Origin of the sequence: Burkholderia ubonensis (assembly GCF_001718695.1) — a bacterium.
Classification (GTDB): Bacteria; Pseudomonadota; Gammaproteobacteria; order Burkholderiales; family Burkholderiaceae; genus Burkholderia; species Burkholderia ubonensis_B.
Genome location: NZ_CP013421.1, coordinates 917,224 through 943,477, shown reverse-complemented (window position 1 = coordinate 943,477; position 26,254 = coordinate 917,224). Strand labels below are relative to the sequence as shown.

Genomic DNA, 26,254 nt, shown 5'->3' with positions numbered 1-26,254 from the left:
GGGTCGTATGGATGTCAGGCCGTCGCCGCGACGGGCAGGCCGAGATTGCCGAAGCAGAAGTACTTGGTTTCGGTGAACGGTTCGAAGCCCTCGACGCCGCCTTCGCGGCCGAGGCCCGACGCCTTCATCCCGCCGAACGGAATCGGCGCGCCGGTGAACTTCACGCCGTTGACCGACACCATCGCGAAGTCGAGCCGCCGCACGAGCCGGAAGATCGTGTCGATGCGCGTCGCGCATACGTAGGCGGCCAGCCCGTACTCGGTGTCGTTCGCGCGCGCGACGACTTCGTCGAGCGTGTCGAACGCGCACACGGCCGAGATCGGCGCGAAGTTTTCCTCGTCGTACACGCGCATGCCCGGCGCGGCGTCCGCGATCACCGTCGGCTCGTAGAACCAGCCGCCCAACGCATGCGGCCGGCCGCCCGCGACGATGCGCGCGCCGCGTGCGCGTGCGTCGTCGACGCGCGCGACGGTCGCGTCGAACGCCGCCTGATGCATCAGCGGCCCGACGTCGACGCCGGGCTCGAACGCGGGTCCTGTTTTCAACGCGCGCACGGCGCTCGCGTAGCGGCCGACGAACGCGTCGTACAGCGCACGCGCGACGAAGATCCGGTTCGCCGCGCAGCAATCCTGTCCGGACGTCTGGAACTTCGCGCCGACGGCGATCCGCACCGCGTCGTCGAGATCGGCATCGTCGGTCACGATGAACGGCGCATTGCCGCCCAGTTCGAGCGCGATCTTGCGAATGCCGGCTTTCGCCGCCGTCTCGGTGACGAGCCGGCCGACCCGCGTCGAGCCGGTGAAGCTCACCGCGCGCACGCGCGCATCGCCGACGAGCGCCTCCATCGCCATTTGCGGCTCGCCGAGCACGACGTTGAACACGCCGGCCGGGAAGCCGGCCTCGTCGGCGAGCTGCGCGAGCGCGAGCGCCGAGAACGGCGTCTCGTGCGCGGGCTTCACGATTACCGTGCAACCGACCGCGAGCGCGGCGGCCGCCTTGCGCGTGATCATCGCCGCGGGGAAATTCCACGGCGTGATCAACGCGGCGACGCCGACCGGCTCCATCACGGTGCCGAGGTGTGCGCCGTCGATATGTGTCGGGATGGTGCGGCCCGCGGCGCGTTTCGCCTCGTTCGCGAACCATTCGACGAAGCTCGCCGCGTAGCGGATCTCGCCGCGCGCTTCGGCGAGCGGCTTGCCCTGCTCGAGCGACAGCAGCGCGGCGAGATCGTCGAGATGCCGCAGGATCAGCGCGTGCCAGCGCAGCAGCGCCGCGCTGCGTGCGGCCTGCGGCGTCCAGCGCCACGTGCCGAACGCGCGCTGCGCGGCGTCGACCGCACCTACGATCTGCGCGCGCTCGAGCATCGGCACGTGACCGATCACCGACTGATCGGCGGGATTCACGACGGCGCGCGTCGCGGCACTGTCGCTGTGGATCCAGCGACCGTCGACATAGCACATCGACTTGAACAGGACCGGGTGTCCGGGCAGCATGCTGCGTCTCCTCGTTGGGTGGGTCACGAGCTTCATTCTGTCGTGCCGACGGATGCGAAATATTCGGTTTCGGCGCGCCGTTCTTGCGGTTTTTTCCGTATTGAGCTCGGTCCGCGCGAAGTTTCAATGCCAGTCCGGCGCGCCGCCCGCGTCGCACTTGACGACCTTCGTCACGATGTACGTGAAGTAGCGCTCGATGCCGAGGTCATCCATCAGCAATGCATCGATGAAGCGCTGGTAGTGATCGATGTCGCGTGCGACCACGTGCAGTACGTAGTCGACGCCGCCGCCGGTCGCATAGCACTGCGCGACTTCGGGCGCGGCGCTCACGCGCGCCTCGAAGCGCCGCATGTCGGGCGCGGTGTGACGCGACAGCGTCACCTCAACGACGATGCGGCTGCCCGAGAACGTGCCGACCCAGTCGACGTCCGCGCGATAGCCGCGTATCACGCCGCTTTCCTCGAGCTTGCGTACACGCTCCCATGCGGGCGAGATCGACAGGTTCACCGCTTCGGCGAGCCGCGATTTCGTGATGCGGCCGTCGCGTTCGAGAATGCGCAGGATCGCCAGGTCGTATCGGTCGAGCTTGATCACGTCGCGCGCGCTCCTACACGCCCACCGGGACGTTTCGCTCGACGATGTCGGCGACCACCGCGATCGTGTCGCCGGCCTGCACGAGCCCAGGGAAATGCCGGGCCGCGAGCAGCCCGCGCCGCCGCGCGACATATTCGACCGGCGCGACGCCCGTGCGGTCGATGTCGTGCACGCGCGCGAGCACGTCGCCCGCTTCGACCTCGCTGCCGAGATCGCGGCACATCTCGAGCAGCCCGCGATGCTCGCTAGTCGTGAAGCAGGAGCCGTCGGGCATGTCGAGCAGCGTGGTCGTGCGGGGGGCGGCGCGCACCGCCGCGCTTGCATCGTCGCGCTTCGCGAGCACGCCGGCATGTTCGAGAAAGCCGCGTACACCGCGCTCGGCGATCGCGACGCTCGCGGCCGTCGACGTGCCGCCGCCGCCCAGCTCGGTCGACACGAACACCTTGCCGGCCGCCTCAGCGGCCGTGTCGAACAGCCCGACGCTGTCGAGTTCGAGCATGCGCATCGAATACGGCGCGCCGAACGCGCGCATCGCGCGTTCGCAGCGGGCCTCCTGCTCGCGGTTCTCCAGCACGTGCATCGCCGCGAACGGCACGAAGTCGAGCGTGCGGCCGCCCGCGTGGATGTCGAGCACGTGGGTGGCGAGCGGCAACAGGTGACGCTGGAAGTAATCGGCGATCTTCTCGGTGACGGTGCCATCGGGCCGACCGGGGAAACTGCGATTCAGATTGCCCGCGTCGATCGGCGACGTGCGGCGGCCCGCGCGAAACGCCGGGTAGTTCATGAACGGCACGACGATCACGCGTCCGGTCACGTCGGCCGCCTTCAGCGAGCCGGCGAGCTTCGACAGCGCGACCGGTCCTTCGTATTCGTCGCCGTGATTGCCGCCGGTGAGCAGCACCGTCGGCCCGTCGCCGCGTTTCACGACGGCGATCGGAATCATGATCGCGCCCCACGCGGAATCGTCGCGCGAGTAAGGTAGTTTCAGAAAGCCATGCTGTACGCCGTCCGCATCGAAATCGACGGTCGGCGTGATCGGAGAGGCGCGCATCGCTCTACTCCTTCACGAACAGCTTGCGCGGCGTACGGCAGAACGTCTCGACGCCGGTGTCGGTGATCAGGATGCTTTCGGTGATCTCGAGCCCCCAGTCGTCGAGCCACAGTCCCGGCATGAAGTGGAACGTCATGCCGGGTTCGAGCACCGTGCGATCGCCGGGGCGCAGGCTCATCGTGCGCTCGCCCCAGTCCGGCGGATAGCTCGCGCCGATCGGATAGCCGCAGCGGCTGTCCTTCTCGATGCCCGCACGGCGCAGCACCGCGAAGAACGCGTTCGCGATGTCCTCGCACACGTTGCCGGGCTTCGCGGCGGCCAGGCCGGCCTCGATGCCTTCGATCACCGCGCGCTCGCCTTCGATGAAATGCGCGGGCGGCTTGCCGAGATAGACTGTGCGCGACAGCGGGCAGTGATAGCGGCGATAGCAGCCGGCGATCTCGAAGAACGTGCCGGCGCCGCGCGCGAACCTCGAGTCGTCCCAGGTCAGGTGCGGGGCCGCCGCGTCGGCGCCGGTCGGCAGCAGCGGCACGATGGCCGGATAGTCGCCGCCGTGGCCGTCGGCGCCGGCGATCCCGGTCGCGTAGATCTGCGCAACCAGGTCGCTCTTCTTCATGCCGGGCTCGATGGTGTCGACGATGTGCGCATGCACGCGTTCGACGATGCGTGCGGCGATGCGCATGTACTCGATCTCGCGCGGCGATTTCACCGCGCGCTGCCAGTTCACGAGCGCGGTCGCATCGACCCAGCGCGCGGTGGGCAGATGCTTCTGCAGTGACGCATGGGCCGCCGCGCTGAAGTAGTAGTTGTCGAGCTCGACGCCGATGCGCAGCGTGCTCCAGCCGCGCGCGGCGATCACCACGCTCGCCAGGTAGTCCATCGGGTGACGGTCCTGCGACTGCACGTAGTGGTCGGGGTAGCCGACGATGTTCTCGTGCGTCATGAACGCGGTGCGCTTCGCACCGTTCGCGTCCTGCGCGCGGCCGTACCAGACGGGCTCGCCTTCCATCGGCAGCAGCACGCACTGGTGCACGTAGAACGACCAGCCGTCATAGCCGGTGAGCCAGGCCATGTTGGTCGGATCGGTGACGATCAGCAGGTCGATGCCGGCCCGCTGCATCGCCGTGCGCGTCTTCGCGATGCGCGCCGCATATTCGCTGCGCTCGAACGCAAGCCGCGGCGCGGCTTCGTAGGTGTCGATGACTGCGGACATCTGTCTCCTCTCAAGTCGTGAGGTCGTTGTGGAAAATCGTGCCCGCCCGCGCCGCGCGCGCGCGTTGCAGCGCCAGTACGGCAATGGCGGTGTCCTGCGCGCCCGTTCCGGTCAGGTCGCAGATCGTGATGTCGTCGCGCTGCGTGCGGCCCTCGCGCCGCCCAGCGATCACCTCGCCGAGTTCGGGAAACACCGCATCGGCCGCGACCGCGCCCGCGGCGATCGCATGCGCGAGCTCGCCGGCGACGCGCGTCTGCTGCAGCCGGTCGCAGAAGTAGCGCGCCGCGCCGAACACCGACGGCGCAAGCTCGGTCTTGTAGTGCGCGTCGGAGCCCATCGCCGTCACGTGCAGCCCCGCATGGAGATCGGCGGCATGCACGAGCGGCTCGCGGCTGGGCGTCGTGGTGACCGCGATGTCCGCGTCGGCGAGCGCGGCATGCACCGAGCGCGCGACCGTCGCGTCGATCCCGTGCGCGGCGCGTGCGTCGTCCGCGAATCGCACCGCGCGCTCGGCATCGCGCGCCCAGACCGTCACGTGCGTGATGTCGCGCACGAGCATCAGCGCGTCGAGCTGCAGCCGCGCCTGCTCGCCCGCGCCGACGATGGCCGCGCGGCGCGCATCGGCGCGCGCGAGCCGCCGTGCGGCGACGGCGCCGGCCGCCGCGGTGCGCACGGCCGTCAGGTAGCCGTTGTCGAGCAACACGGCTTCGGTCAGGCCGGTGCGCGCGGACAGCACGAGCATCAACCCGTTCAGGCTCGGCAGCCCGAGCGACGGGTTGTCGAAGAAGCCGGGGCTGACCTTGATCGCGAAGCTGTCGAAGCGCGGCAGATAGGCGGTCTTCACGTCGACTTCGCCGTGGCGCTCGGGTAACGCCAGATTGAGGATCGGCGGCATCGCGACCGCTTCGGTCGCAAGCGACGCGAACGCGGCTTCGATCTGGTCGATCGCGGCGACGTCGAGCGGCACCAGCGTGCGCAGTTGCGCGCGATCGAGCAGCGTGACGGGAGGAATCATGTCAGTGCTCCGAGACGATACGGCGATGCACGCCCATGTCGATGTTCGCGCCGCTGACGACGACGACGATCGGGCCGTCGCAATCGCGACGCGCGATCCGCTCGTCGAGCAGCGCGGCGATGCCGACGGCGCCGGCGCCTTCGACGACCAGCCGCTCTTCGCGATATGCATGCGCGATGCCGCGCGCGATCGCCGGTTCGTCGAGCAGGACGATCTCGTCGATCAGCGCGCGCGTCATCTCGAACGTGTAGCGGTTGTGGAGGCCGATGCCGCCGCCGAGCGAATCGGCGAGCGTCGGCCGTTCGTCGACGTCGACCGGATGACCGGCCGCGATGCTCGCGTGCATCGCCGCGCCGCGCGCCATCGACACGCCGATCACCGCGAGCGACGGGCGGATCGCCTTCGCCGCGAACGCGACGCCGCTGAACAGTCCGCCGCCCGACAGCGGCACGACGAGCGTGCCCGCATCCGGCAACGCTTCGAGGATCTCGACGCCGATCGTCGCCTGCCCGGCGACGATGCGCGGGTCGTCGAACGGCGGCACGTACACGTAGCCTTCATCGCGCACGAGCTGCCGCGCGGCGGCTTGCGCGTCGTCCTGGCTGTCGCCGGCGATCACGATCCGCGCGCCGAGCGCGGCCACCGCGTCGACCTTGTTCGCCGGCACCAGCGACGACATGCACACTGTCACCTCGATACCGAACGCACGCGCCGCATGCGCGACCGCACGGCCATGATTGCCGGTCGACGCAGTGACGACGCGCGTCACGTGCTGCGCGGCCAGCTCGGCGAGCGCATTGGTCGCCCCGCGCAGCTTGAAGCTGCCGGTCGGCTGCAGCGTCTCGAGCTTCAGATGGACCGGCACGCCGAGCCGCGCCGACAGCGCGGCCGAGCCGACGAGCGGCGTGACGCACGCATGCCCGGCAATGCGTCGGCGTGCGCGATAGACGTCGGACAGCGACAGGAAGGACATGGAACGCACGCCTCATCGATATGGTGCGATCCAGTCTAATGTTCCAAATGGCGCTTTCGAATGTCCTGATACATTGTGCGGCGCGTATCGGGTATCAGGTATCAGGTATCAGGTGACGGGCGTCGGGAGCGGCCGTCGCTTCAGTGGAAGTCGTGCACGTGCGGATACTGTTCGAACACGCGCGCGATGGTCTCGAGCGCCGCGTTGCACGCGGCGTCGGTGGTCTCCGCGCCGATGCACACGCGCACCGCGTTCGGCCGCTCGGCGCCGCCGACCACGAACGGGTCGGGCGACGTCACCGCGATCTTGCGCGTGCGCAGCTCACGGACGAGCCGGTCGGCCTGCCAGTAGTCGGGCACGCGCAGCCACGCGGACAACGCGTTCGGATGCGCGCCGAGGATGTACGGGCCGAGCGCGGCCTTCACCATCTCCTGGCGCAGCGCGAGCCGTTGCCGCTGCAGTTCAACGAGCCGCCGGGCGGTGCCGTCGACGATCCAGCGGGTCGCGATCTCCGCGATCGGCGAGGTCGCCATCCAGCTGCTCACGCGCAACACGCTCTCCACGCGCAGCGCGAGCCGCCGCGGCATCGCGAGATAACCGGTGCGCAGCCCCGTCAGCACCGATTTCGTCATGCTGGTGCAGTAGAAGCCGAGCTCCGGTATGAGGCTCGCGATCGGCGTGGCCGTTCTCGCCGGCAACGGCCCGTACACGTCGTCCTCGATCACGTAGACGCCGTAGCGCGACGCGATGCGTGCGATCGACTTGCGGCGCGAGTCGGGCATTACCGACACCGTCGGATTGTTCAGCGTCGGCGTGCAGACCAGCGCGCTGATGCGTTCGCCGTCGCACATCTCCTCGAAATGCTCGGGGCGAATGCCGTGCTCGTCGATCTCGAGTCCTTTCAGCGTAAACCCGAGCACGTTCGCGGAGCCGATCACGCCGTGGTCGGTCAGGCTCTCGCACAGCACGGTGTCGCCGGGCCCGACGATCGAGGCGAGCGCGAGGAAGATGCCGTGCGCCGTCCCGTTGGTGATCAGCAGCGATTCGCGGTCGACCGCGAGGTTCAGCGACGCCAGCCACGCGGCGCCGGCCTCGCGATGCGCGTCGAGGCCGGCAATCGGGCGGAACGAGCGGATCCACGGCTGGTCGCCGGCATCGGCCAGCGCCGCGCAGACGGCGCGCCACGCGGCGTCGTGCTCGGGCGTATGGACGATCCGAGCAATCGAGAAGTCGACCAGCTCGCGTTCGGCCGTGTCGAGGATGTAGTTCGACATCGATTCGGTGACGCGCGCGGCGACGAAGCTGCCGCGGCCGACTTCGCAGCGGATCAGCCCTTGCCTTTCAAGTTCCTTGTAGGCGTTCGTGACCGTCTGCACGCTGACGCCGAGGCTTGCTGCGACGTCGCGCTGCGGCGCGAGCCGCGCGCCCGCGGCGAGCGCGCCGCTGTCGATGTCGGCGGCGATCGCCTTCACGAGCCGCTTGTATTTCGACTCGATGCCGCGCAGCGCGCCGATCGCTTCGTGCCAGCGCGCAGATACCTCGGTCCGTCCCATCTCGATGTCTCCGTCGTTGCCTGCGCATGGTCGCTCAGAAAGACACCCTCAAAATATTGTCCTAGTGCAATTGCGTGCGGTGTGATGCGGGTGTCGCGTGCCGCGCGTGACATCGCGCATGGTGCGTGCCCGGTGTCCTGCACCGCCATGGCGCACGTCGACACCAACGGTACGACCAATCGATCGGTCGGGCGATGCGGCACCGCACCACCCGCTTGTCACCGGCTCGTGAACCGCAGCTTCGTCGGTCGGCGCACCGCGGCTTTGGACAGCCGTTGCGCGGCCGATGCACAGAAGCTGCAAGACATCCGCATGACAAAAACGGTAGTTTGCTATCGAATTACTTTGCCCCTATCATCTCGTGCATGACGAATCTGCCCGATCTCCGCCTCGCCGTCAGCAGCCTGCTGGTGCTCAGCGCGCGCAAGTGGCGCCGCACCAGCGACGCGGTGCTGACCGCGTACAACGTGTCCGAGGCCTGCGCCACGCCGCTGCTGATCGCCGGGCGCCTGGGCGAAGGTGTGCGCCAGGGCACGCTGGCCGAACACGTCGGCATCGAGGGGCCGTCGCTCGTGCGGCTGCTCGACCAGCTGTGCGCGGCCGGTCTCGCGCGCCGCGACGAGGACCCGTACGATCGTCGCGCGAAAACGATCTCGCTGACGGCCGCCGGCCGCTCGGTCACCGCGAAGATGGAAGAAGACCTGCGCGTGCTGCGCGCGCAGGTGCTCAAGGGCGTGTCGCGCGCCGACCTCGAGGCGACGCTGCGCGTGCTGAATGCGTTCAACGCCGCCGACGTGCCGAACCCGGCACCGGGCGCGCCGCAATCCGCCAGTTCCGCGTCATGACCTATCCAAGCGTTCGCGACTGGCTGTTCTCGACCAAGACGTTCGCGGCGTCGATGCTGGCGCTTTATCTCGGCCTGTTCTTCCAGCTGCCGCGCCCGCACTGGGCGATGGCGAGCGTCTACATCGTGTCGAATCCGTTCGTCGGCGCGACGCGTTCCAAGGCGCTGTATCGCGCGCTCGGCACCGCGCTCGGCGCAGCCGCCGCGATCCTGTTCGTGCCGCCATTCGTCGAGACGCCGATCCTGTTCAGCATCATCGTCGCGACGTGGTGCGGCACGCTGCTCTACCTCGCGATCTCGGACCGCACCGCGCGCAGCTACGTGTTCATGCTGGCCGGTTACACGATGCCGCTCATCGCGCTGCCGACGGTGGCCGATCCGTCGACGATCTTCGACGTCGCGATCGCCCGCACCGAGGAGATCGTCCTCGGCATCGTGTGCGCGAGCGTGGTCGGCAGCACCGTGTTCCCGAACCGGCTCGCGCCGACGCTGATCGAACGCACCGATGCATGGTTCAAGGATGCCGCGTTCTACGGGCGCGAGACGTTGTCCGGGCATCTCGCGGGCAAGGCGCTGTCCGCGTGCCGCCAGCGCCTCGCCGCCACCATCACCGGCCTCGAGTTTCTGCTGAGCCAGCTGAGCTACGACCACGCGCATCCGCGCGTGCTCGAGCGCGCGCAGGCGCTCGCGGGCCGGATGCAGCTGTTCCTGCCGCTGATGTCGTCGCTGGCCGACCCGCTCGTCGCGCTGATGCGCGAACTGAAAGTGCGGCCGCCCGGGCTCGACGCGCTGCTCGCCGACGCCGCGAAGTGGTTCGATGCGCCGCTGCCGGCCGTGAAGGCCGACACCGGCGGCGAGATGGCGCACGATCCGGCCGCGGACGACCTGCGCGCGCGCATCGCGTCGCTGCAGCCGCCCGACAGCGCACTCGCGAGCTGGGACGGCGCGCTGCTGTCGAATGCGCTGTGGCGGCTGCGTCAGGTCATCGACATCTGGCAGGACTGCCGCTCGCTGCGCGCGCTGATCGCGAACGAGTCGGGCATCTGGCAGCCGCGTTTCAGGCACTGGCGGCTCGGCGGCACCGAGCGTTTCTTCGATCGCGGGATGATGCTGTTCTCGACGCTCACCGTGGCCGGCGCGATCGTGTTCGCGTGCTGGCTGTGGATCGCGTCGGGCTGGCACGACGGCGCCGGCGCGGTCACGCTGGCCGCCGTCGCATGCAGCTTCTTCGCCGCGCTCGACGAGCCCGCACCGCTCGTGTTCAAGTTCTTCCTCGCGACCGCCGCGAGCGTCGTGTTCGCGGGCCTGTACCTGTTCGCCGTGCTGCCGCACGTGCACGACTTCGCGATGCTCGTGCTGATGTTCGCCGGCCCGTTCATCCTGATCGGCACGCTGCTGCCGCGCCCGCAGTTCAACATGGTGACGATGCTCGTCGCCGTCAACACGGCGACCTTCATCAGCATCCAAAGCGCGTACGACGCCGACTTCTTCGTGTTCCTGAACAGCAACCTCGCCGGTGTCGCCGGGTTGCTGTTCGCGTATCTGTGGACGCGCGCGACGCGGCCGTTCGGCGCCGAACTCGCCGTGCGACGGCTGCTGCGCTCGGGCTGGGAGGACGTCGCGCGCTCCGCGTCGACGCAGCCGCTCGACGACCAGCGCAACCATGCGTCGCGGATGCTCGATCGCGTCACGCAATTGCTGCCGCGGCTCGGCGCGTCGGACGATCATCGTCATCCGTCGATCGAGAGCTTCCGCGACCTGCGCATCGCGCTGAACGCGCTCGACCTGCGCCGCGCGCGCCGCAGACTGTCGGGCGACGTGCCCGATGCGATCGACCGCGTGCTGGCCGGCGTCACCGATCACTACGCGCACTGCGCGGCCGCCAACGCACGGCAGCCGGCGCCGCCCGCGCTGCTCGCGTCGATCGACGATGCGCTGCGGCGCGTGGCGGGCCGCACCCGGCCGCACGCCGCGTCGGCCGGCGCGGCGGAGGCCGGCGCGACGCCTGCGGCACCGACGTCGCGCGCCGCGCACCGGCGCTTGCGCAATACGCTGCACGCGCTCGTCGGGCTGCGGCTGTCGCTGTACCCGGCCGCGGCCGCGCAGCCGCCGCAGGCCACGGCGGACGGAGCACGCGCATGATCCGGCTTTCCCACCCGTCCTTCCGAGCGCGACCATGATCGGCGAAATCGACATCTTCGGCGTATTCGTGCCGGCTCCCCTCGTGCTGATGCTGATCGCGTATCTGATCAACATCGTCGTGCGCGCGCTGCTCGAGCGCGTCGGCTTCTACCGCCTCGTCTGGCACCGTTCGATCTTCGATCTCGGCATCTACGTGTTCGTGCTTGCCGCCGTCGTGGTCGTGTCTCACCATCTCGTGGCTAGCTAATCGTGAAAAAAACCTGGTACTCGGCAGGACAGATCCTGCTCACGCTGATCGTCGTCGTCGTGGCCGCCCTCGTGTTGTGGCGCATCATCAATTACTACATGTTCTCGCCGTGGACCCGCGACGGGCACGTGCGCGCCGACGTGATCCAGGTCGCGCCGGACGTGGCCGGCCTCATCACGTCGGTGCAGGTCGCCGACAACCAGGAGGTCAAGCGCGGCCAGGTGCTGTTCGTGATCGATCAGGCGCGCTACACGCTCGCGCAACGCCTCGCCGAAGCGACCCTCGCGCAGCGCCGCGCGACGCTCGCCCAGGCGAAGCGCGAATATGCGCGCAACCTGCAACTCGGCAATCTGGTGGCGAGCGAACAGGTCGAGGAAAGCCGCACGCGCGTCGAGCAGGGCGAAGCCGCCGTCGCCGATGCGCAGGTGTCGCTCGACACCGCGAAACTGAATCTCCAGCGCACCACGATCGTGAGCCCGGTCGACGGCTATCTGAACGACCGCGCGCCGCGCACCGGCGAATACGTGGCGGCCGGCCGTGCGGTGCTGTCGGTCGTCGATCGAAACTCGTTCCGCGTGGACGGCTATTTCGAGGAAACCAAGCTGCGCGGCATCCATATCGGCGAGCCGGTCGACATCGTCGTGATGGGCGAACCGCATCCGCTGCGCGGCCACGTGCAGAGCATCGTCGCCGCGATCGAGGATCGCGACCGCACGCAGGGCGCGAACCTGCTGCCGAACGTGAACCCGGCATTCAGCTGGGTGCGGCTCGCGCAGCGCGTGCCGGTGCGCGTCGTGCTCGACGAGGTGCCGGACGATTTCCGGATGATCGCCGGCCGCACCGCGACCGTCGCGGTGCGCTCGCATGACGCGCGCCCTGACGACAAGACGCGGCCGGCATCGGCGCCCGCCGCGGCCAGCGCGACTGGAGCATCGCAATGAAGCGGCATGGGCTGCGCCTCGCGGCGGCGCTCGCGCCGCTCGCGCTCGCACTCGGCGCGTGCAAGTCGGTCGGCCCCGATTACACGCTGCCGCAGCACGCATACGTGAATGCGCCGCTCGCGAACCATGCGCTCGACGATGCGGACGGCGCGCTCGTCTCGCGCGATGCGGTGCCCGGCAACTGGTGGCAGCTGTACGACGATCCGGTGCTGAATGCGCTGGTGCAGAGCGCGCTGAAATCGAACACCGACCTGCGCGTCGCCGCAGCGAACCTCGCGCGCTCGCGCGCGGCGCTGGAGGTCGCCAACGAACAGGGCGGCTTCTCGGGCCACGCCGAAGCCGGCGTGCAACGCGCGCAGGAATCGGCCGAACAGTATCTGCTCGAGAACAAGCTGCCGGTCGTCAACGAAGGCGCGGTCGGCATCAACGTGTCGTACGAGCTCGATCTGTTCGGCAAGCTGCGGCGTGGCGTCGAGGCCGCGCACGCGGACAGCGACGCGGTGCAGGCGGCGGCCGACCTCGCGCGCATCACCGTCGTCGCGGATGTGGTGCGGGCGTACGTCGAGTCGTGCTCCGCCGGCGACGAACTCGCGATCGCGAAGCAGTCGCTCGCGCTGCAGCAGCAGCGTGTGAAGCTGTCGCAGCGGCTGCGCGACGCGGGACGCGGCAATCAGACCGACGTGACGCGCGGCGTCACGCAGGTACGCACGCTGTCGGCCGACATCCCGCGCTTCGAAGGCCGGCGCAAGATCGCTCAATACCAGCTCGCCGCCTTGCTCGCGCGAGCGCCCGCAGATCTGCCGAAGGCCGTCGCCGAATGCGAGCGGCTGCCGCAGCTGCGCCAACCGATCCCGATCGGCGACGGCGCCGCGCTGCTGCGCCGCCGTCCCGACGTTCGCGAAGCCGAGCGCCAGCTCGCGGCGGCCACGGCCCGCATCGGCGTGGCGACCGCCGCGTTGTATCCGTCGGTGAGCATCGGGTTATCCGCGGGTTCGGTCGGCGTCGCCGCCGATCTGTTCTCGTCGACCACCAACCGCTGGTCGTTCGGGCCGCTGATCAGCTGGGCGTTCCCGATCAACGGCCAGCGTGCGCGCGTGCACGAAGCCGAAGCGGCGACCGGCGGCGCGCTCGCGCACTTCGACGGCGTCGTGCTGAACGCGCTGCGCGAAACGCAGTCGAGCCTCGCGACCTATGCGGCCGACGTGCAGCGCACCGATGCGCTGCGCACGGCCTACGAATCGGCGCGAAGTTCCGCCGACGAAACGCACCGGCTCTATACGGCCGGGCGCGAGTCGTTCATTTCGGATCTGGATGCGACGCGCACGTTGACGAGCGTGCGCGCGCAGGTCGCGGCGGCTGAGGGGCAGGTTGCGGCGGATCAGGTCAGGTTGTTCCTCGCGCTCGGCGGGGGGTGGGAGGGCGATGGGGAGGTGGTGGCGGGCGTGGCGGCGGGTTCGGCACCAGCATCGGCGGCGGCTAAGTCGGCGGCATCGGCAATGGGTCGGTAAGTTTCCGTGTGGCGACAAAGCGCGACGAGCGTGTCGCGTCTACTACCGCCCCTCGGTCGCGGTTGCGTTCACGCGCAATCGCCGTTGCGGAGAAGACCGCGCCGACATCGCGCCGCACCCGCATTCCCGATAAACTCGTCTGCGGTTTTCGTCCTTCGCTCGCCGCGCGTCGCGCGGCTCACTTCCCGGAGAGTCCTCATGCGAACCAGCGCCCGTAACCAATTCCCCGGCCGGATCGACGTCGTCAAGGCCGGCGCAGTCAACGACGAAATCACGCTGCGCACGCAGGACGGGCTCGACATCGTCGCCGTCATCACGCACGGCAGCGTCGCGTCGCTGGGCCTCGCGGCGGGGACGAACGCCTTCGCGCTGGTCAAGGCGTCGTCGGTCGTCGTGATGGTCGACGTCGACAGCAGCAAGGTATCGGCCCGCAACTGCATCGCAGGCACGGTGTCGTCCGTCACGAAGGGCGCGGTCAATTCGGAAGTGGCGATCGCCGCGCCGGGCGGCGCGCAGATCGTCGCGATCGTGACCAACGACAGCGTCGAGCGTCTCGGGCTCGCCAGCGGCAAGGCCGCCACCGCGATCTTCAAGGCATCGAGCGTGATCGTCGGCGTCGCGTGATTGGCCGTTCACGCAGCTGAGCGCCGTAACGACCCGGAGCAGTTGGCGACACCCTTGGCGACACCCGTATGCGTTGGCTGCGCAAATCAGCTTGCGGGCATAGCAACAAGATCGATGTTTTGAAGACATCCGCCGCGACGTCGTCGGCGTGGCCGCCACGCGTTAGCGCCGGCATGGGCGAGCGCGCGGTAAGTGCCGCGCTCGCACCGAATAATCAGCATTGATACCGCAGGGGAACGAGGAACGACGCCCCATAAACGGTTACCTTGCCGTCCAGGCAGACGACGTCCTCGTCTTTGTCAGTGCCGATGACGGTGATGAATGTCCGGAAAATGCGCGTGACTGTGCGTGATCGGCAAGTGCACGTGCGGATGCGCATGCGGCTCGTCACCTTCGTACGGAAAGTCGTGCGTGTGCTGATGATGCGCGTCGTGACGATGCCGGTGCGTGTGCTCCAGCCGTTCGTGCGCATGCTCGTGATCGTGCCGTTCGCGCACATGCAGCCAGATGCCGAGCGCCATCAGCGCGGCGGCGATCCAGAACGCGACGGACGGCGGCTCCGGCCAGATCAGCAGCGACAGCGCGACGCCGAACAGCGGCGCAACCGAGAAATAGGCGCCCGTACGCGCCGTGCCGAGATCGCGCAGCGCGACGACGAACAGCACGAGACTGATGCCATATCCGCCGAGTCCGGTGAGCATCGCGGCGAGCGTAATCGGAACGGTCGGCAACGCGGCGCCCGTCGCGAGCGCGATGGCGATATTCACCGGGCCCGCGACGACGCCCTTCACGCATGCGATGACCATCGCGTCGTTCGCCGACACCTTGCGCGTGAGATTGTTGTCGATCGCCCAGCACAGGCAGGCGCCGACGATCAGCAGCGCGCCTGTCGGCACGCCCGCCGCACCCGGCTTCCACGACAGCAGCACGCCGCCGGCGACGATCGCCACCATGCCGAGGAACACCTGCAGGTCGACGTTCTCGCGAAATACCACCCACGCGATCACCGCAGTCAGCACGCCTTCCAGATTGAGCAATAGCGCGCTCGTGGCGGCCGGCGTACTCGCCAGGCCGAGCATCAGCAGCGCCGGCCCGGCGACGCCGCCCGCCGCGATCGCACCGGCCAGCCAGGGAAGCTCGGCACGTTGCAGCGGTGCGGCGCCATCCGTCGACGGACGGTGCCCGCGCAATGCGCGCAGGCCGATTACAACCCCGAGGCCGACACCGCTGCCGAGATAGAAAAGACCTGCGACCATGAACGGCGACATCGTACCGATCAGCGCCTTGGCGAGCGGCGTCGCAGCGCCGAACAAGATGGCGGCTGTGAGCGCGACGAGAATTGCGGAACGTCTCGGGTTCATGATGCGGATTGGCGTTGAGTGTCGCGAGTGGATATCGGTATTGTGCGCCGGGAGATCGGGCCAGCGGGCGGCGGGCGGTGCTTCAGCGAAATCGGTCTTGCGGTGCGTTTACATCGAGCGCCGGGCAGCGCGATTCGGTTGAGCTTTCGGCCGCGGGTGGTATTGCGTCGCGCGCATGATGCGTGCCGGCGCGGCGGTTCGGGCGAGACATTATGGCGGTTGCGGCGCGCGGCGACAATCGACGTAAGGCAATCGCGGCGCGGCGTGGTGATAGCGCATCGGGGCTCGCTGACGTGCTGGCCGATCGGGCGCGGCGAAGCCGATTCTGCGATATGGATTCGTGCGGAGCTACTCGGCCGGCTCTTCGTCGGAGATCTGTCGGCGTGAGTCGCGCCCAGGTGTAGCTATATCAGTAGCCCGAACTATTATTGTTTGCGGTGAATCTGTTCGTGAGGTCGCAACTTGCGATTGCGTATACGGCTTCGTATCGGATTTATATCCACTCGACGCGTTTGATGCGTTGCCTGCGTCGTCGCGTGTCTGCGTGTCTGCGTGTCTGCGTGTCTGCGTGTCTGCGTGTCTGCGTGTCTGCGTGTCTGCGTGTCTGCGTGTCTGCGTGTCTGCGTGTCTGCGTGTCTGCGTGTCTGCGCAGCGGCGCAGCGGCGCAGCGGCGCAGCGCGCGGAGCGGCGGACGGTCGGGATAGTTCGTCGATTGGGGTCGACAGCAAAGGGCGCGGCGACAAAGCGGACACCGATGACCCACGGGCCAAGCGCCGTCGACCGCCAGGCAGTTCGATGCCGGTGCGATGATGGAAATCAGGTGATGGCGGTGTGGGCAGTGCAGGTCGTACCGACGCGCTCTTGAGCGTTCGCCGGTCCGTCACACGATGCACTGCATACGCAGCGCGGACTGGATGTTGCCGCGCGCTCGCGCGGCAACACATCGGGCGTTACTCGTTCGCAGCCGTCTGCTGTTCGGCCTGCGATGCTGCGTCCGAAGGCGCATCCGTCGGTGCGTCTGCGGCCGCCGGCTGCGCTACTGCCGCGTCGACAGGCGCCTGCGCTTTCGGCTGCTGCGGTGCACCCTTCGCTGCCTGCGCCCCACCCTTGCCCGGCCGGCGCGATTTCAAGCGGCGCGCGCGCGCGGCATCGTCGTGCGTCACGCGACCGGCTTCGTTGCCTTGCAGATCGACACGCACCGCATCCTCGACCAGGCAGGACCAGTAACGGTTGCCGCGGCACCAGGTCGACATTGCGTCGCGCAGCTCGGCTTCGGTCAGCCCCACTGCCTGCGCCTGGCCGGCGAGATCCGCCCAGATGCCGACCTTCAGCGGTACCTTCGGCGCCGGATTTTTCGGGAACGCCAGCGGGAAGCGCTTCTGCAGTTTGCCGATCGCGACGACAACCGGATCGACCGGCGCCGACGGTTTCGCCGAAGCGGGCTTGGCGCCGGACGGCGCTTTGGCCGGGGCACCCGATTTGGCCCCGCGAGCCGGCCGGTTGCCCGACTTGGGCTTTGCACCGGCGTCCGGTTGCGTTGCCGGTTGCTTCGCATTCCGCTCCTGCTTGGCCTTCGCCGCGAGTTGATCCCGCAGAGCGGCAAGTTGTTCAAAACCCATAAATTCAATCCACCAGGAATATAAGGCGTGGTTCGTGCAGCCGCTCGCACATCGACATGCCGCATCGCATGCGGCTTGTTGCCGCCGATGCACGCGATTGCGGGGCCGCATCGCCATCGCCGCTGTTTCAGGCACCCGGCCACGATGCCGGAGAAGGCAGGAGTGGAAGTATACCGGTACGCGCGACGGTCGGTTCGCCGACGGGTTCATATTTGGCCGGAACCGCGGCCGCGGGGCGTCCGAATCGGCGTGCTGCGCATTATCGCTGCGTTTTCGTCGAATAACGACCGTACGTTACGTAGCGCCGCTTTACCCGCGTTTGGGGGTGCGGTGCGCAATGCGTGTAATGCGTGCGTTGTTCCGCCGCACGAAACTTGGACGCTGTCATTGGCGGCGTTGGCGTTCGCATGTCGCGTTACGGGTCATTCAACATATGGCTGTGCCATCCTTTGCATGCTGCATGTCGCGCGGTCGGTGCGTTCAGTGATTCGCGTCACACGCTGCCGTGTGGCCTTGGTTGCGTGTGCATCGATATGCAATCGCATGCCATGTGGGCGCTCGTACGATGGCGGCGACGGGAGGCGGCATCAGGTATCTCCGGTCGACGGCATGTGCCAACGACGATCGGCAGCATCTACATCGGATCCGGCAATGCAACGGAAACTGGCGGTGTGCGCCCTGTCCGCATTACATCGAGGCTGCGAATCCTTCCAATTGATAGCAACGGAGCCGCGTATTGGGAAGCGTCGTGTATGGGACTGCTTCGTATCAACGGGTTCGCATTGACATCATCGATCAAAACACGCCAAGCGCTAACCCGGCAGCAAGCGCTGCACCGGTCTCCGCGCAGCGCTCGAGATCCTCGCGGTCGATCATTTTCGGCGCCAGGATGCGCTCGGGCGTTTGCGCGTGGGTACAGACGATCAAGCCCGGCACCACACGCCTGAGACGCCAGCCGGTCGCGATGCGATCGATCTGGCGCAATGCGTTCTGCCCGTCGCTGCCGGCGCAGATCATCGTCGCGTACGGGCGCCCGTTCACGCGGTCGAGCGCCGCGTAATAGCAGCGATCGAAGAAATCCTTCATCAACCCTGACATCGCGGCGAGATTCTCCGGCGTCGCGAACAGATACGCATCGGCCGCCAGCACGTCGTCCGGGCCCGTCTCGTCCGCGCGCTGCAGCCTGACCGACACGCCGGCCTGTTCGCGCGCCGCACTCGCGGCCGCCTCGGCCATCTGCCGGGTGCCTCCGGTCATCGTGTGATAGACGATCAGCAGCGTTTTCATCTGTATTCGCTCTCTCTATTCGGTCGCGTCAGATTCAGCCGCGCTGATGGCGGGTAGCGGAGTGCGCGTGGGCCCGCATCTGCGCGTTGTCCAATTGCGGCGCGTGACTGCTGCATTGGATACCGGATTAGCCCCGCGCCGGCGCCAACGAATCCGCGTCGGCCGGACGGCCGTAGTACGTGAGAAACATGTCCGCGGCCGCTTGCGCGACCTTTTGCTGCTGCGGAACTTCGAGCGGCGGCTGTCCCATTGTCACCTGCGGCCAGAACGCGAACGCCTTCACGATGCCATGCAGTTGGTGGGCAGCAAATTCCGGATCGGGAGCGGACAGGCGACCGGCCGCGGCAGCCGCGCGAATCCATACCGTCACGTCCTCCTCGCGCTCGCCGAAACGCTCGACCATGTCGCGCGCGCGCTCCGGCGAATGAATGGCGGCGGCGATCGCAACGCGTGCCAGTGCGAGAAACGCTTCGTCGCTCAGCAGCCGCAGTTTGCGGTCAAGCAATACGAGCAACTGCTCCCGCAGCGGCACGTCTGCGCGATAAGCGGACACGCCGACGGTGCACGTCGCATCCCATAAGCGATGCAGGATCGCGGCAAACAGCGCGTCCTTGCTCGGAAAATGGTTGTAGACCGTGCGCTTCGAGACATCCGCGCGCGCCGCGATGCGGTCCATGCTGGTCGCGTCGTAGCCGGCCGCAAGAAATTCCTCGATCGCGGCATCAAGGATGGCCGCTCGCTTTCTTTCGGTCAGGCGCTCAGAGGGTGTGTTCGTATTCATGAAAGAAATTCTATACCGTTGAGTTTACTTTTCGCCCAACAGGTCTACACTGCTCGGTGTACTTTTATTGACGGGAAATCAAATATGGCGTCCCCGCTCGTTTTTCTTCATCGGGTCCTCGGTATCGCAGCCGCGAGGCGTGGCCGCGATTTGTCCGGCGGCTCGCCACAACACAATGGCGAGCGCTTCCGCAACACGACGGCAAGGCCCGCGGAGAGTTTTGGCAAGACGCTTCGCATCGCCTGGAACATGCTGTTCAACAAGCCGCGCAACACGGTGCCGACGGGCGTTTTACCAATCGATCCGCTTACTCGCGAGCAACTCGACGCAGCTCCGGATCGGAGCCTGTACCGGCTCGGTCATTCGACGCTGCTGCTCAAGCTGCGCGGCCAGTTCTGGCTGACCGATCCCGTGTTCGCCGAGCGTGCGTCCCCGTTCCGGCGCCTCGGCCCCAAGCGGTTCCATGCGCCGCCGATTGAACTCGGCGATCTACCGCCGTTGCGCGGCGTGATACTTTCCCACGATCACTATGATCACCTCGATCGCGATGCGGTGTGCGCGCTGGCGGACACCACGAGTGTCTTCGTTACGACGCTCGGCGTCGGCGATCGCCTGATCGAGTGGGGCATCGACGCGGCGAAGGTGCGCCAGCTCGACTGGTGGCAAAGCGCGGAGATCGACGGACTGGCGCTGACTGCGACGCCCGCGCAGCACTTCTCCGGTCGCAGCCTGTTCGACGGCAACAGCACGCTGTGGGCGTCGTGGGTCATCGTCGACGACGATCTGCGCGTGTTCTTCAGCGGCGACACCGGCTACTTCGACGGCTTCAGGACCATCGGCGAGCGCCTCGGGCCGTTCGACGTGACATTCGTCGAGACCGGAGCGTACGACCCGCAATGGCCATACGTGCATATGCAGCCGGAGGAGACAATCCAGGCCCATATCGATCTGCGAGGTCGTACGCTGATCCCAATTCATAACGGCACATTCGATCTCGCGATGCATTGCTGGCACGAACCGTTCGAACGTGTCACCGCGTTGTCGGTCGCCCACGGCATTCAATTGTCGACTCCAAGGATGGGCGAACGGGTGGATCTCAATGAGCCGCATCGCGGCGAACGGTGGTGGCGAGCGGTTCAGCAGACGTCGGCAGCGCCTTCCAAGAAGGCGTGGCGATGGCCATTGTGCGCAGCGCGATCGGTGAAGTAGACGCACGGGGTCGGGGCTGCGATGCGTCGATTTGTGTGGGCCCCGAGGCGTTAGCGCATCTCGCTTCTGAAGACCCATGCGAGAAAACAACCAATTGGCTTCGGCAAGGGTCCGCGGGGCTCAGCGACGCGATTGTCGATCACCCTGCCGGGAATCGTGTCGTCACGGGCCGTAGTGTCAGAGACATAGATTTGGATTCGGCAGCACCCACCTCTCGCCGATCCGAGGTGGCGCCTTTTCAACCACGAACTCTAGGTCCCGCCGTCACCGGTCGGACTAACAGTTGCGCGCCCGCACTGTGTTGTCACGTGACAACTAAGCAATACCTACCTCCGGAAACGGGCTCCGTCGCCCGATCGGAATGTATTGCAAACTACGTATTACGTTTCAAATGAAACGATTGTGGTCATATTGAAGGCACCCTGCAGAATTTCAGACCCGGTCGCGCACGCGCCCCTAATTCAAGCCGGCAATGGCGGATCTTTCCGTGAAACAACATGAAGAATGCCTAGCAAACCGTTGCGCGATAAGGGTTTCCGCTTGCGCCCATTTTTTGGAGAATTGTTTCACGGTCAGTGAGCCGGCGCGTCTAGTTGCCACATCGTCGCCGAGAATCTCCCATTAATGTGACGCGGCGAGAGGCGCTATCTGCCCCACTCCACACCTGGCTGGCGCGCGGCACGCGAGACCGCCCTGAACCCAACATCCGACAGCTTCGGCTGAGGACGTACGGCGCAATATTAGGGGCAGATCATCGCCCAGCTGTCATGGTATGCGGGGCTGTAGGTGGTTGGGCCCGTCGCCGAGCGTCACGCGCGGCCGATGTTTCTCGTGCCCCGCTCGCATATGAAGAACCGACGCGCGGTTGTCACTTAACAACCCAGTCGCCCCTCGGTCTTATCCCCGAAGCAATCAAAATCCGGCGCGCGCCGTAACGCGCTGTATTTCGGCTCCTTTGGTATCAACGCCAGCCACCGCTTGGGCGCAAGTCGTTGTCACGTGACAACCGCGTTCCGCATCCGGCCGCATTTGAGCGTCGCCCGTGGCTCTCAGCAAGCTTTAGAACCACAGCAAAGGCACGGCGCCAACGCGCTGTGCCAAAGACATCCGCGATGGTTGGTCGCCCACACCGTTGTCACGTGACAACCTTCATTAAGGGACCGGTGCTTGGGCGTCCTCGGCAGTTGAGCGTTCGCGCCATCCAACACGAAATACCGGCGCCCGAGAATCAATGAGTGCATAGAAAAGCGATTTGTCACTTCGGCAATCACAGCCCGATTTAAAATCATTCCGTCCGTGCCGCTCGAAGATCAGCTACGGTAGCTATCCAGCCGACTTGTCACGTGACAACTAAGGATGGCTCGCGCCGCGAAATAAGCCGTTTCTCTGGACTTTCCAAAAGTATTTGCATATATTGCGCAAAACTCCTTGGAGGAATTTAATGGCTTTCAAGATCGCCGTCAGCAATCAAAAGGGTGGTACTGGAAAGACGACCATCTCCGTCAACATCGCCGCCGCCTTCGAGGCGGGTGGAAACAAGGTTGCGCTCATCGACGCCGATCCCCAGGGCACATCCGTCAGATGGGTCACAAGCGGCGAGAACACACTCCCGATGACCGTTCTTTCACTCGCCCCGGCCGGTCGAGGAATCGGTGGAGAGATCAAGAAGCAGGACGCACACTTCGACGTGATTGTTGTCGACTGCCCCGGCAACCTCGAGGATCCGCGCATCGCATCGGTGCTCGAAGTCGCCGACTTCTGCCTCGTGCCGCTGTCGCCGTCGCCCGCGGATCTGTACAGCACTGTCGCCATGATTCGCATGATCGAATCCATGCGAGCGGTACGTAACCCTAGTCTTTCTTCCGCACTGATGCTCAATAGTGTCAATGGAAAAACTAAAATGCGTGAAGAAATTTTAAAAATTCTAAGGGCAGAAGAAATAGGGGAGCATCTGCTGGACAGCCAGATCGCCCAACGCGAGGTCTACCGACAGACCTTCGCGCTCGGCACCACCATCCACCATCACAATCGGTACCTGAAAGGCCTCAAGGAGGCCCGTGCGGAGATCGAGAAACTGGTCACCGAAATGGCCCAATACATCGCGTCGACGCGCGCTACCGGAACCGCTCATGGCTAAAGACACATCGAAAGAAAAGAAGGCAACGGGCAATCTCCATCTCGCAGCCGGTCTTCTGCGCGGCCTTGCGCAGGAAAACGCGGCACTGGAGACGCGGCTGCCCGAACCGTCCGTCGCGCCGCTGACCGCTGTCGCGGCGCCTGCGGTCAAAGCGGCCATGACGCTGCCCGCCAATGCTGAGGATCTTGGCGCGCCGCAAAAGGTTGCCGTGAAGGACTGCATTCCAAACCCGTTCAATCCGCGGGTGTTCTATTCGGAATCGAGCCTGCACGAGCTCGCGCTGACGTTGAAGCGGGAAGGGCAGATCGAGCCGATCAAGGTGACCCGGCTGCCGGAGTTCCCCGGCAAGCTGGTCGTGATCGACGGGCAGCGCCGGCTGCGCGCCACGAGCATCAACGGCGACGAAACCATCAACGCCACCTTCCGCTCGGATCACACGCCCGAGCAGCTCTACACGATCGCCTATCGCGCGAACCACGATCACGAGCGCCAGACGATCTTCGACGATGCAGTCGCATGGAAGCGCCTCCTCGACGAGAAGGTGTTCCCCGACCAGAACACGCTGGCGGAAAAGATCGGCAAGGACAAGGCGACCATCAGCAAGACGCTGTCGCTCAATGCCCTGTCGACCACGCTTCTCGAGCGGATGGCCGCCGCAAACGATGTGGTCGGCCTGCAGGCCGCCTATTTCCTGAAGCTGATCTTCGAGCGGCTGGGCGAACCGACCGCCGACCGTCTGCTCACCGCCGTCATGGAGCGCAAAAAGTCGGTGCGCGATCTGGAAAACTTCCTGCGTACGCAAGGCGACGGCAACAAGAAGACGGGACGCACGCGCTACAGCGTTCGTCACGATTTCGCACTCGAGTCGCGCGCGGTAGGCCAGTTGAAGACCTACCCCGACGGGCGACTCGACCTACAGCTGAAAGGAGTCGATACGTCGCACCAGGAAGCCCTGGCCGATCAGCTCAAAGCCGTGATCGACGCATACGTGGCCGAATTGGCCGTCGCGGCTCAGAAGTAAGCACTAAGAACCACGACCACGCATCTGCATCGCGACGCGTCGCCGGCTGAAGTCCGGCACGCGTCGTCTGGCAAGCAGCGAGGCTGCGCTCAATTCGTCGCGAGGCTGCTCTTCAGCAGAAACTCGAGCAGGTCGTCCGAAGTCGGTTCGCCCCAGGTATCCAGCGCCAGCCATCTGAAGAAGCTGGTTTGCGCAAGCTTGCTCGCCTTCTTCTTCGGTGACAACGTCAGATCCTTCGAACCGGTCACCGTCTCGTTGTAGCGCTCGATAAGCTTGGTCTGGTCATCGATTTCCAGCTCGCGGAAGTACGCGCCCGCCTCATCGATCTTGGCCGCGAGATACTTGTCGCGGATCTGCTCCTGCTTGCTCTGCGCCGTCTCTTTCGCCGGCGTCGCCGTCTCCGTCGCCTGGCCGTCCGACAACGTGTAGCCGTGCGTCAACGCCTTGCGGAAATACGCGCCGACATTATCGATCGGCGCCGCGTTCTTTTTCGTAGTCCGATTGAGCGTGTAGGCAATCGCGGCCTTGATGCGTTGCACGCCGTACTGGGAAATCAGCCGACGAGCCTCCGAGCGCGGGACGCCGAATTTGGCAACTTCCTCGACGAGCGCTTCGTTCTTGACGTCGCCGTCCTCCACGGTATCCGCGCTCTGCTTGCGCGTCACCTTGAACTGGACCGCCTCCACACTGCGTCCGGACTTGTGCTCGATCAGCTCGAGCGTGTGGTCCGATACTTCGTTGACCTCCTGAATGCACGGCACCAGGACCTTGCTCTTGAACAGCTTGTATTCCTTGTACGACTGCGACGCCTTGTCCTGCCCCAGGATGAGGTCGCGGAATTTCGGCAACGGGATCTTCGCGGTTATGCCGATTCCTTCGTAGCGCACCGTGTTTTCCCACAGCGCGAGCGAATGCGAGCGCCGGAACTCGCGCGCGATCCGCATATCGATGAGCGCATAGATCTCCGGATTGAGCAGTTCGCTGCGAATCTGGTCCGAGAAGCTGTACTTCAGCACCGATTGCTCGAGTTCCGCGCCGGCCAGCAGGCCCGACGCCTTCCAGACGGTCGAGCGGTCCCCGGCCAGATAGTCCCAGTTGACGACGGTGCTGATGAGCGAGTTCACCGTGTCCTTCACGTACTTCGTGTTGTTGCTGTTCAGTCCGCTTTCGTGCGAGAGCGCGGCAATCGAGATCGAAAAGCTCGTGCGGCCCGGCTCGAACGCTTCCTGCCGAAGCGCGTTCTTGATCAGCGAACTGAACATCTTGCGCTGCTGCAGACCGATCTTTCCCGACTTGGGTGCGATGTGAATCGCTTGAACCGCCTTGCGCAGCAAGTCGGGAGGCTCGGGCGTCTGGAACAGCGAGACCTGTTTGTCGGAGCCTTTGCTTGCGGGCTTTCGCGGCATCGTGGTGTCCGGATAAGGTGACCTTGTTGAGGGCGCAATTTATACCTTTTCGCGTAATCGAGCAACTGGCGATCCTCTAGTAACGCTTTCAGTATTTCTCACAATGCATTGTTTTATAAAGATAATCATCCTGTTTTGCCACGCTAAATCCGCCCCATATCCATATACCTTTCGCCGCAACGCATCCCAAAACCAGCTACCTATGCGCCAGATCAAGCGAATCCGGCACGGGTCTTGCCCAGTTCAAAGGTACCCGTTCATGGGAAACAGGCCTGCAGAAAGCTACCCGCGGACCCAAATCGTGGTGCCTTGCAGCACTGGTCCGTTACGTCCCATAAAACGCTACCTTTGCCGAACCCCATGGAAGGCTACCTATCAAGACCGGCCACCGTCGCGCTTTTCGAAGGCAGCGCAAATTCTGTGCGAAGATCGACCCATAAACGGCTACCTTCGAATGCCCCCATAGGAGGTTACCCATGGTGGCTATCGAGCCGGTGGGCGGGCACAGCCTTGTTTAAGATTCCAGGGAAATCGTCGGTGACACCAGTAGCACGCCCCATAACCGGCTACCTTAACGTCGCCCTATAAATGGCTACCTTAGAGAAAACGACCTTGCTCTCCCGTCTCAGCGGTCCCAGCAACTAGCTCCCATAACCGGCAACCAAAGAGCGTCCCCATAGACTGCTACCTGAGGGACCTCTGCGTAGAAATCCCATAACAGGCTACGCATGCCCCATATCCACAACCCAAACTTCCCACAGCACGGTACCCAATTCCCCAAATCCACAGACCTGAGACCCCAAACCCTTCTACCTTCCCTCCCATAAATGGGTACCGAACACCCACCAAACCCTTACGGAATAAGGCTGTGAGCCGGCTAAAAGTAGTTAAAGAAGTAAACGTTGCTTTCTAAAGATGTAAACACACGCGTGCCTGTGAGAAAAACCAACCCCCATAAACCGCTACCAATAGGCGCTCTCCGGCAAGGAACCGCATGAAATGTTCTCGCGTTGCCCGCGACAATGACCGGTTGCCGCCTCGTTCTACTGCGAGGCCACGCCTGACGCGGGTTTCCAAAGGGGTGAGTACACACTCACAGCGATGGAAACGTAGCAACTTATGGGACGGAATAGCGGCTTCACGGCCAAAGGTTCCCCCCTATGGGATCGTATAAGGGCTGACGATGCCGAGCGCTTTGCCGAGTATTGGGGGTGCCGAGCAGCTGAGCCTTCCCA

The 26,254-nt window shown here is 65.7% G+C and carries 21 protein-coding genes; 9 read left to right on the top strand and 12 right to left on the bottom strand.

Features of this window, described 5'->3' with window-relative positions:
• Nucleotides 1-14: 14 nt before the first annotated feature.
• The 7 genes from WJ35_RS18945 to WJ35_RS18915 form a co-directional block, all read right to left on the bottom strand.
• A complete protein-coding gene (locus tag WJ35_RS18945) occupies nt 15-1,493 on the bottom strand; it encodes an NAD-dependent succinate-semialdehyde dehydrogenase (RefSeq protein WP_059475837.1) in 1,479 nt (492 codons plus the stop codon).
• Between the two features lie 123 nt (nt 1,494-1,616).
• Nucleotides 1,617-2,087, bottom strand: coding sequence for an Lrp/AsnC family transcriptional regulator (locus tag WJ35_RS18940; RefSeq protein WP_011879619.1), 471 nt, complete (start codon nt 2,085-2,087; stop codon nt 1,617-1,619).
• Nucleotides 2,088-2,100: 13 nt separating this feature from the next.
• Complete coding sequence (gene doeB / locus WJ35_RS18935) at nt 2,101-3,138, bottom strand: N(2)-acetyl-L-2,4-diaminobutanoate deacetylase DoeB (protein ID WP_011879620.1); 1,038 nt, start codon at nt 3,136-3,138, stop codon at nt 2,101-2,103.
• A 4-nt stretch (nt 3,139-3,142) separates the two neighbouring features.
• On the bottom strand, nt 3,143-4,351 hold the full coding sequence (gene doeA / locus WJ35_RS18930; RefSeq protein ID WP_011879621.1) for an ectoine hydrolase DoeA: 1,209 nt from the start codon (nt 4,349-4,351) through the stop codon (nt 3,143-3,145).
• Between the two features lie 10 nt (nt 4,352-4,361).
• Nucleotides 4,362-5,366 carry a cyclodeaminase gene (locus WJ35_RS18925; RefSeq protein WP_011879622.1) on the bottom strand — a complete coding sequence of 335 codons (1,005 nt, stop codon included), beginning with the start codon at nt 5,364-5,366 and terminating at the stop codon, nt 4,362-4,364.
• 1 nt (nt 5,367) lies between these two features.
• On the bottom strand, nt 5,368-6,339 hold the full coding sequence (gene eutB, locus WJ35_RS18920; RefSeq protein WP_046428416.1) for a hydroxyectoine utilization dehydratase EutB: 972 nt from the start codon (nt 6,337-6,339) through the stop codon (nt 5,368-5,370).
• A 140-nt stretch (nt 6,340-6,479) separates the two neighbouring features.
• Nucleotides 6,480-7,892: a PLP-dependent aminotransferase family protein gene (locus WJ35_RS18915; protein WP_059497745.1), complete on the bottom strand. Its 1,413-nt coding sequence runs from the start codon at nt 7,890-7,892 to the stop codon at nt 6,480-6,482.
• A 365-nt stretch (nt 7,893-8,257) separates the two neighbouring features.
• On the opposite strand from WJ35_RS18915, the gene WJ35_RS18910 reads away from it, so the two are divergent.
• From WJ35_RS18910 to WJ35_RS18885, 6 genes are all read left to right on the top strand, one after another.
• Nucleotides 8,258-8,737, top strand: coding sequence for a MarR family winged helix-turn-helix transcriptional regulator (locus WJ35_RS18910; protein ID WP_011879625.1), 480 nt, complete (start codon nt 8,258-8,260; stop codon nt 8,735-8,737).
• Nucleotides 8,734-10,878 carry an FUSC family protein gene (locus tag WJ35_RS18905; RefSeq protein WP_069239693.1) on the top strand — a complete coding sequence of 715 codons (2,145 nt, stop codon included), beginning with the start codon at nt 8,734-8,736 and terminating at the stop codon, nt 10,876-10,878. The genes WJ35_RS18910 and WJ35_RS18905 overlap by 4 nt, the downstream gene beginning before the upstream one ends.
• Nucleotides 10,879-10,912: 34 nt before the next feature.
• Nucleotides 10,913-11,125 (top strand): DUF1656 domain-containing protein, encoded by a 213-nt coding sequence (locus tag WJ35_RS18900; RefSeq protein ID WP_011879627.1) that lies wholly within the window; start codon nt 10,913-10,915, stop codon nt 11,123-11,125.
• A gap of 2 nt (nt 11,126-11,127) precedes the next feature.
• Nucleotides 11,128-12,066: an HlyD family secretion protein gene (locus WJ35_RS18895; protein WP_069239692.1), complete on the top strand. Its 939-nt coding sequence runs from the start codon at nt 11,128-11,130 to the stop codon at nt 12,064-12,066.
• On the top strand, nt 12,063-13,574 hold the full coding sequence (locus WJ35_RS18890) for an efflux transporter outer membrane subunit (protein WP_011879629.1): 1,512 nt from the start codon (nt 12,063-12,065) through the stop codon (nt 13,572-13,574). Before WJ35_RS18895 ends, WJ35_RS18890 begins: the two co-directional genes overlap by 4 nt.
• Before the next feature lie 198 nt (nt 13,575-13,772).
• Nucleotides 13,773-14,198: a TOBE domain-containing protein gene (locus WJ35_RS18885; RefSeq protein ID WP_069239691.1), complete on the top strand. Its 426-nt coding sequence runs from the start codon at nt 13,773-13,775 to the stop codon at nt 14,196-14,198.
• A gap of 299 nt (nt 14,199-14,497) precedes the next feature.
• Here the strand turns inward: WJ35_RS18885 and WJ35_RS18880 are convergent, their stop codons facing one another.
• The 4 genes from WJ35_RS18880 to WJ35_RS18865 form a co-directional block, all read right to left on the bottom strand.
• On the bottom strand, nt 14,498-15,559 hold the full coding sequence (locus tag WJ35_RS18880) for a DMT family transporter (RefSeq protein WP_069239690.1): 1,062 nt from the start codon (nt 15,557-15,559) through the stop codon (nt 14,498-14,500).
• Nucleotides 15,560-16,509: 950 nt separating this feature from the next.
• Nucleotides 16,510-17,178 (bottom strand): ProQ/FINO family protein, encoded by a 669-nt coding sequence (locus tag WJ35_RS18875; RefSeq protein ID WP_069239689.1) that lies wholly within the window; start codon nt 17,176-17,178, stop codon nt 16,510-16,512.
• A 795-nt stretch (nt 17,179-17,973) separates the two neighbouring features.
• Nucleotides 17,974-18,465 carry an NAD(P)H-dependent oxidoreductase gene (locus WJ35_RS18870; RefSeq protein WP_069239688.1) on the bottom strand — a complete coding sequence of 164 codons (492 nt, stop codon included), beginning with the start codon at nt 18,463-18,465 and terminating at the stop codon, nt 17,974-17,976.
• Nucleotides 18,466-18,592: 127 nt separating this feature from the next.
• Entirely contained in the window at nt 18,593-19,246 is a 654-nt protein-coding gene (locus WJ35_RS18865; RefSeq protein ID WP_069239687.1) for a TetR/AcrR family transcriptional regulator, read from the bottom strand.
• A gap of 84 nt (nt 19,247-19,330) precedes the next feature.
• On the opposite strand from WJ35_RS18865, the gene WJ35_RS18860 reads away from it, so the two are divergent.
• The 3 genes from WJ35_RS18860 to WJ35_RS18850 all read left to right on the top strand — a co-directional run bounded on the left by WJ35_RS18860 (nt 19,331) and on the right by WJ35_RS18850 (nt 23,613).
• Nucleotides 19,331-20,455 (top strand): MBL fold metallo-hydrolase, encoded by a 1,125-nt coding sequence (locus WJ35_RS18860; protein WP_069239686.1) that lies wholly within the window; start codon nt 19,331-19,333, stop codon nt 20,453-20,455.
• 1,441 nt (nt 20,456-21,896) lie between these two features.
• Nucleotides 21,897-22,592 carry a ParA family protein gene (locus tag WJ35_RS18855; RefSeq protein ID WP_060237695.1) on the top strand — a complete coding sequence of 232 codons (696 nt, stop codon included), beginning with the start codon at nt 21,897-21,899 and terminating at the stop codon, nt 22,590-22,592.
• Complete coding sequence (locus WJ35_RS18850) at nt 22,585-23,613, top strand: ParB/RepB/Spo0J family partition protein (protein WP_069239685.1); 1,029 nt, start codon at nt 22,585-22,587, stop codon at nt 23,611-23,613. Before WJ35_RS18855 ends, WJ35_RS18850 begins: the two co-directional genes overlap by 8 nt.
• Nucleotides 23,614-23,702: 89 nt before the next feature.
• On the opposite strand, the gene WJ35_RS18845 is transcribed toward WJ35_RS18850, so the two are convergent.
• Complete coding sequence (locus tag WJ35_RS18845; RefSeq protein ID WP_069239684.1) at nt 23,703-25,019, bottom strand: replication initiation protein; 1,317 nt, start codon at nt 25,017-25,019, stop codon at nt 23,703-23,705.
• Nucleotides 25,020-26,254 lie beyond the last annotated feature (1,235 nt).

Excerpts from the sequence above, each read along its gene's own strand:
- WJ35_RS18945 (WP_059475837.1), bottom strand. The coding sequence starts at position 1,493 with ATGCTGCCCGGACACCCGGTCCTGTTCAAGTCGATGTGCTATGTCGAC.
- doeB (WP_011879620.1), bottom strand. The coding sequence starts at position 3,138 with ATGCGCGCCTCTCCGATCACGCCGACCGTCGATTTCGATGCGGACGGC.
- doeA (WP_011879621.1), bottom strand. The coding sequence starts at position 4,351 with ATGTCCGCAGTCATCGACACCTACGAAGCCGCGCCGCGGCTTGCGTTC.
- WJ35_RS18925 (WP_011879622.1), bottom strand. The coding sequence starts at position 5,366 with ATGATTCCTCCCGTCACGCTGCTCGATCGCGCGCAACTGCGCACGCTG.
- eutB (WP_046428416.1), bottom strand. The coding sequence starts at position 6,339 with ATGTCCTTCCTGTCGCTGTCCGACGTCTATCGCGCACGCCGACGCATT.
- WJ35_RS18915 (WP_059497745.1), bottom strand. The coding sequence starts at position 7,892 with ATGGGACGGACCGAGGTATCTGCGCGCTGGCACGAAGCGATCGGCGCG.
- WJ35_RS18910 (WP_011879625.1), top strand. The coding sequence starts at position 8,258 with ATGACGAATCTGCCCGATCTCCGCCTCGCCGTCAGCAGCCTGCTGGTG.
- WJ35_RS18905 (WP_069239693.1), top strand. The coding sequence starts at position 8,734 with ATGACCTATCCAAGCGTTCGCGACTGGCTGTTCTCGACCAAGACGTTC.
- WJ35_RS18900 (WP_011879627.1), top strand. The coding sequence starts at position 10,913 with ATGATCGGCGAAATCGACATCTTCGGCGTATTCGTGCCGGCTCCCCTC.
- WJ35_RS18890 (WP_011879629.1), top strand. The coding sequence starts at position 12,063 with ATGAAGCGGCATGGGCTGCGCCTCGCGGCGGCGCTCGCGCCGCTCGCG.
- WJ35_RS18885 (WP_069239691.1), top strand. The coding sequence starts at position 13,773 with ATGCGAACCAGCGCCCGTAACCAATTCCCCGGCCGGATCGACGTCGTC.
- WJ35_RS18880 (WP_069239690.1), bottom strand. The coding sequence starts at position 15,559 with ATGAACCCGAGACGTTCCGCAATTCTCGTCGCGCTCACAGCCGCCATC.
- WJ35_RS18875 (WP_069239689.1), bottom strand. The coding sequence starts at position 17,178 with ATGGGTTTTGAACAACTTGCCGCTCTGCGGGATCAACTCGCGGCGAAG.
- WJ35_RS18870 (WP_069239688.1), bottom strand. The coding sequence starts at position 18,465 with ATGAAAACGCTGCTGATCGTCTATCACACGATGACCGGAGGCACCCGG.
- WJ35_RS18865 (WP_069239687.1), bottom strand. The coding sequence starts at position 19,246 with ATGAATACGAACACACCCTCTGAGCGCCTGACCGAAAGAAAGCGAGCG.
- WJ35_RS18860 (WP_069239686.1), top strand. The coding sequence starts at position 19,331 with ATGGCGTCCCCGCTCGTTTTTCTTCATCGGGTCCTCGGTATCGCAGCC.
- WJ35_RS18855 (WP_060237695.1), top strand. The coding sequence starts at position 21,897 with ATGGCTTTCAAGATCGCCGTCAGCAATCAAAAGGGTGGTACTGGAAAG.
- WJ35_RS18850 (WP_069239685.1), top strand. The coding sequence starts at position 22,585 with ATGGCTAAAGACACATCGAAAGAAAAGAAGGCAACGGGCAATCTCCAT.
- WJ35_RS18845 (WP_069239684.1), bottom strand. The coding sequence starts at position 25,019 with ATGCCGCGAAAGCCCGCAAGCAAAGGCTCCGACAAACAGGTCTCGCTG.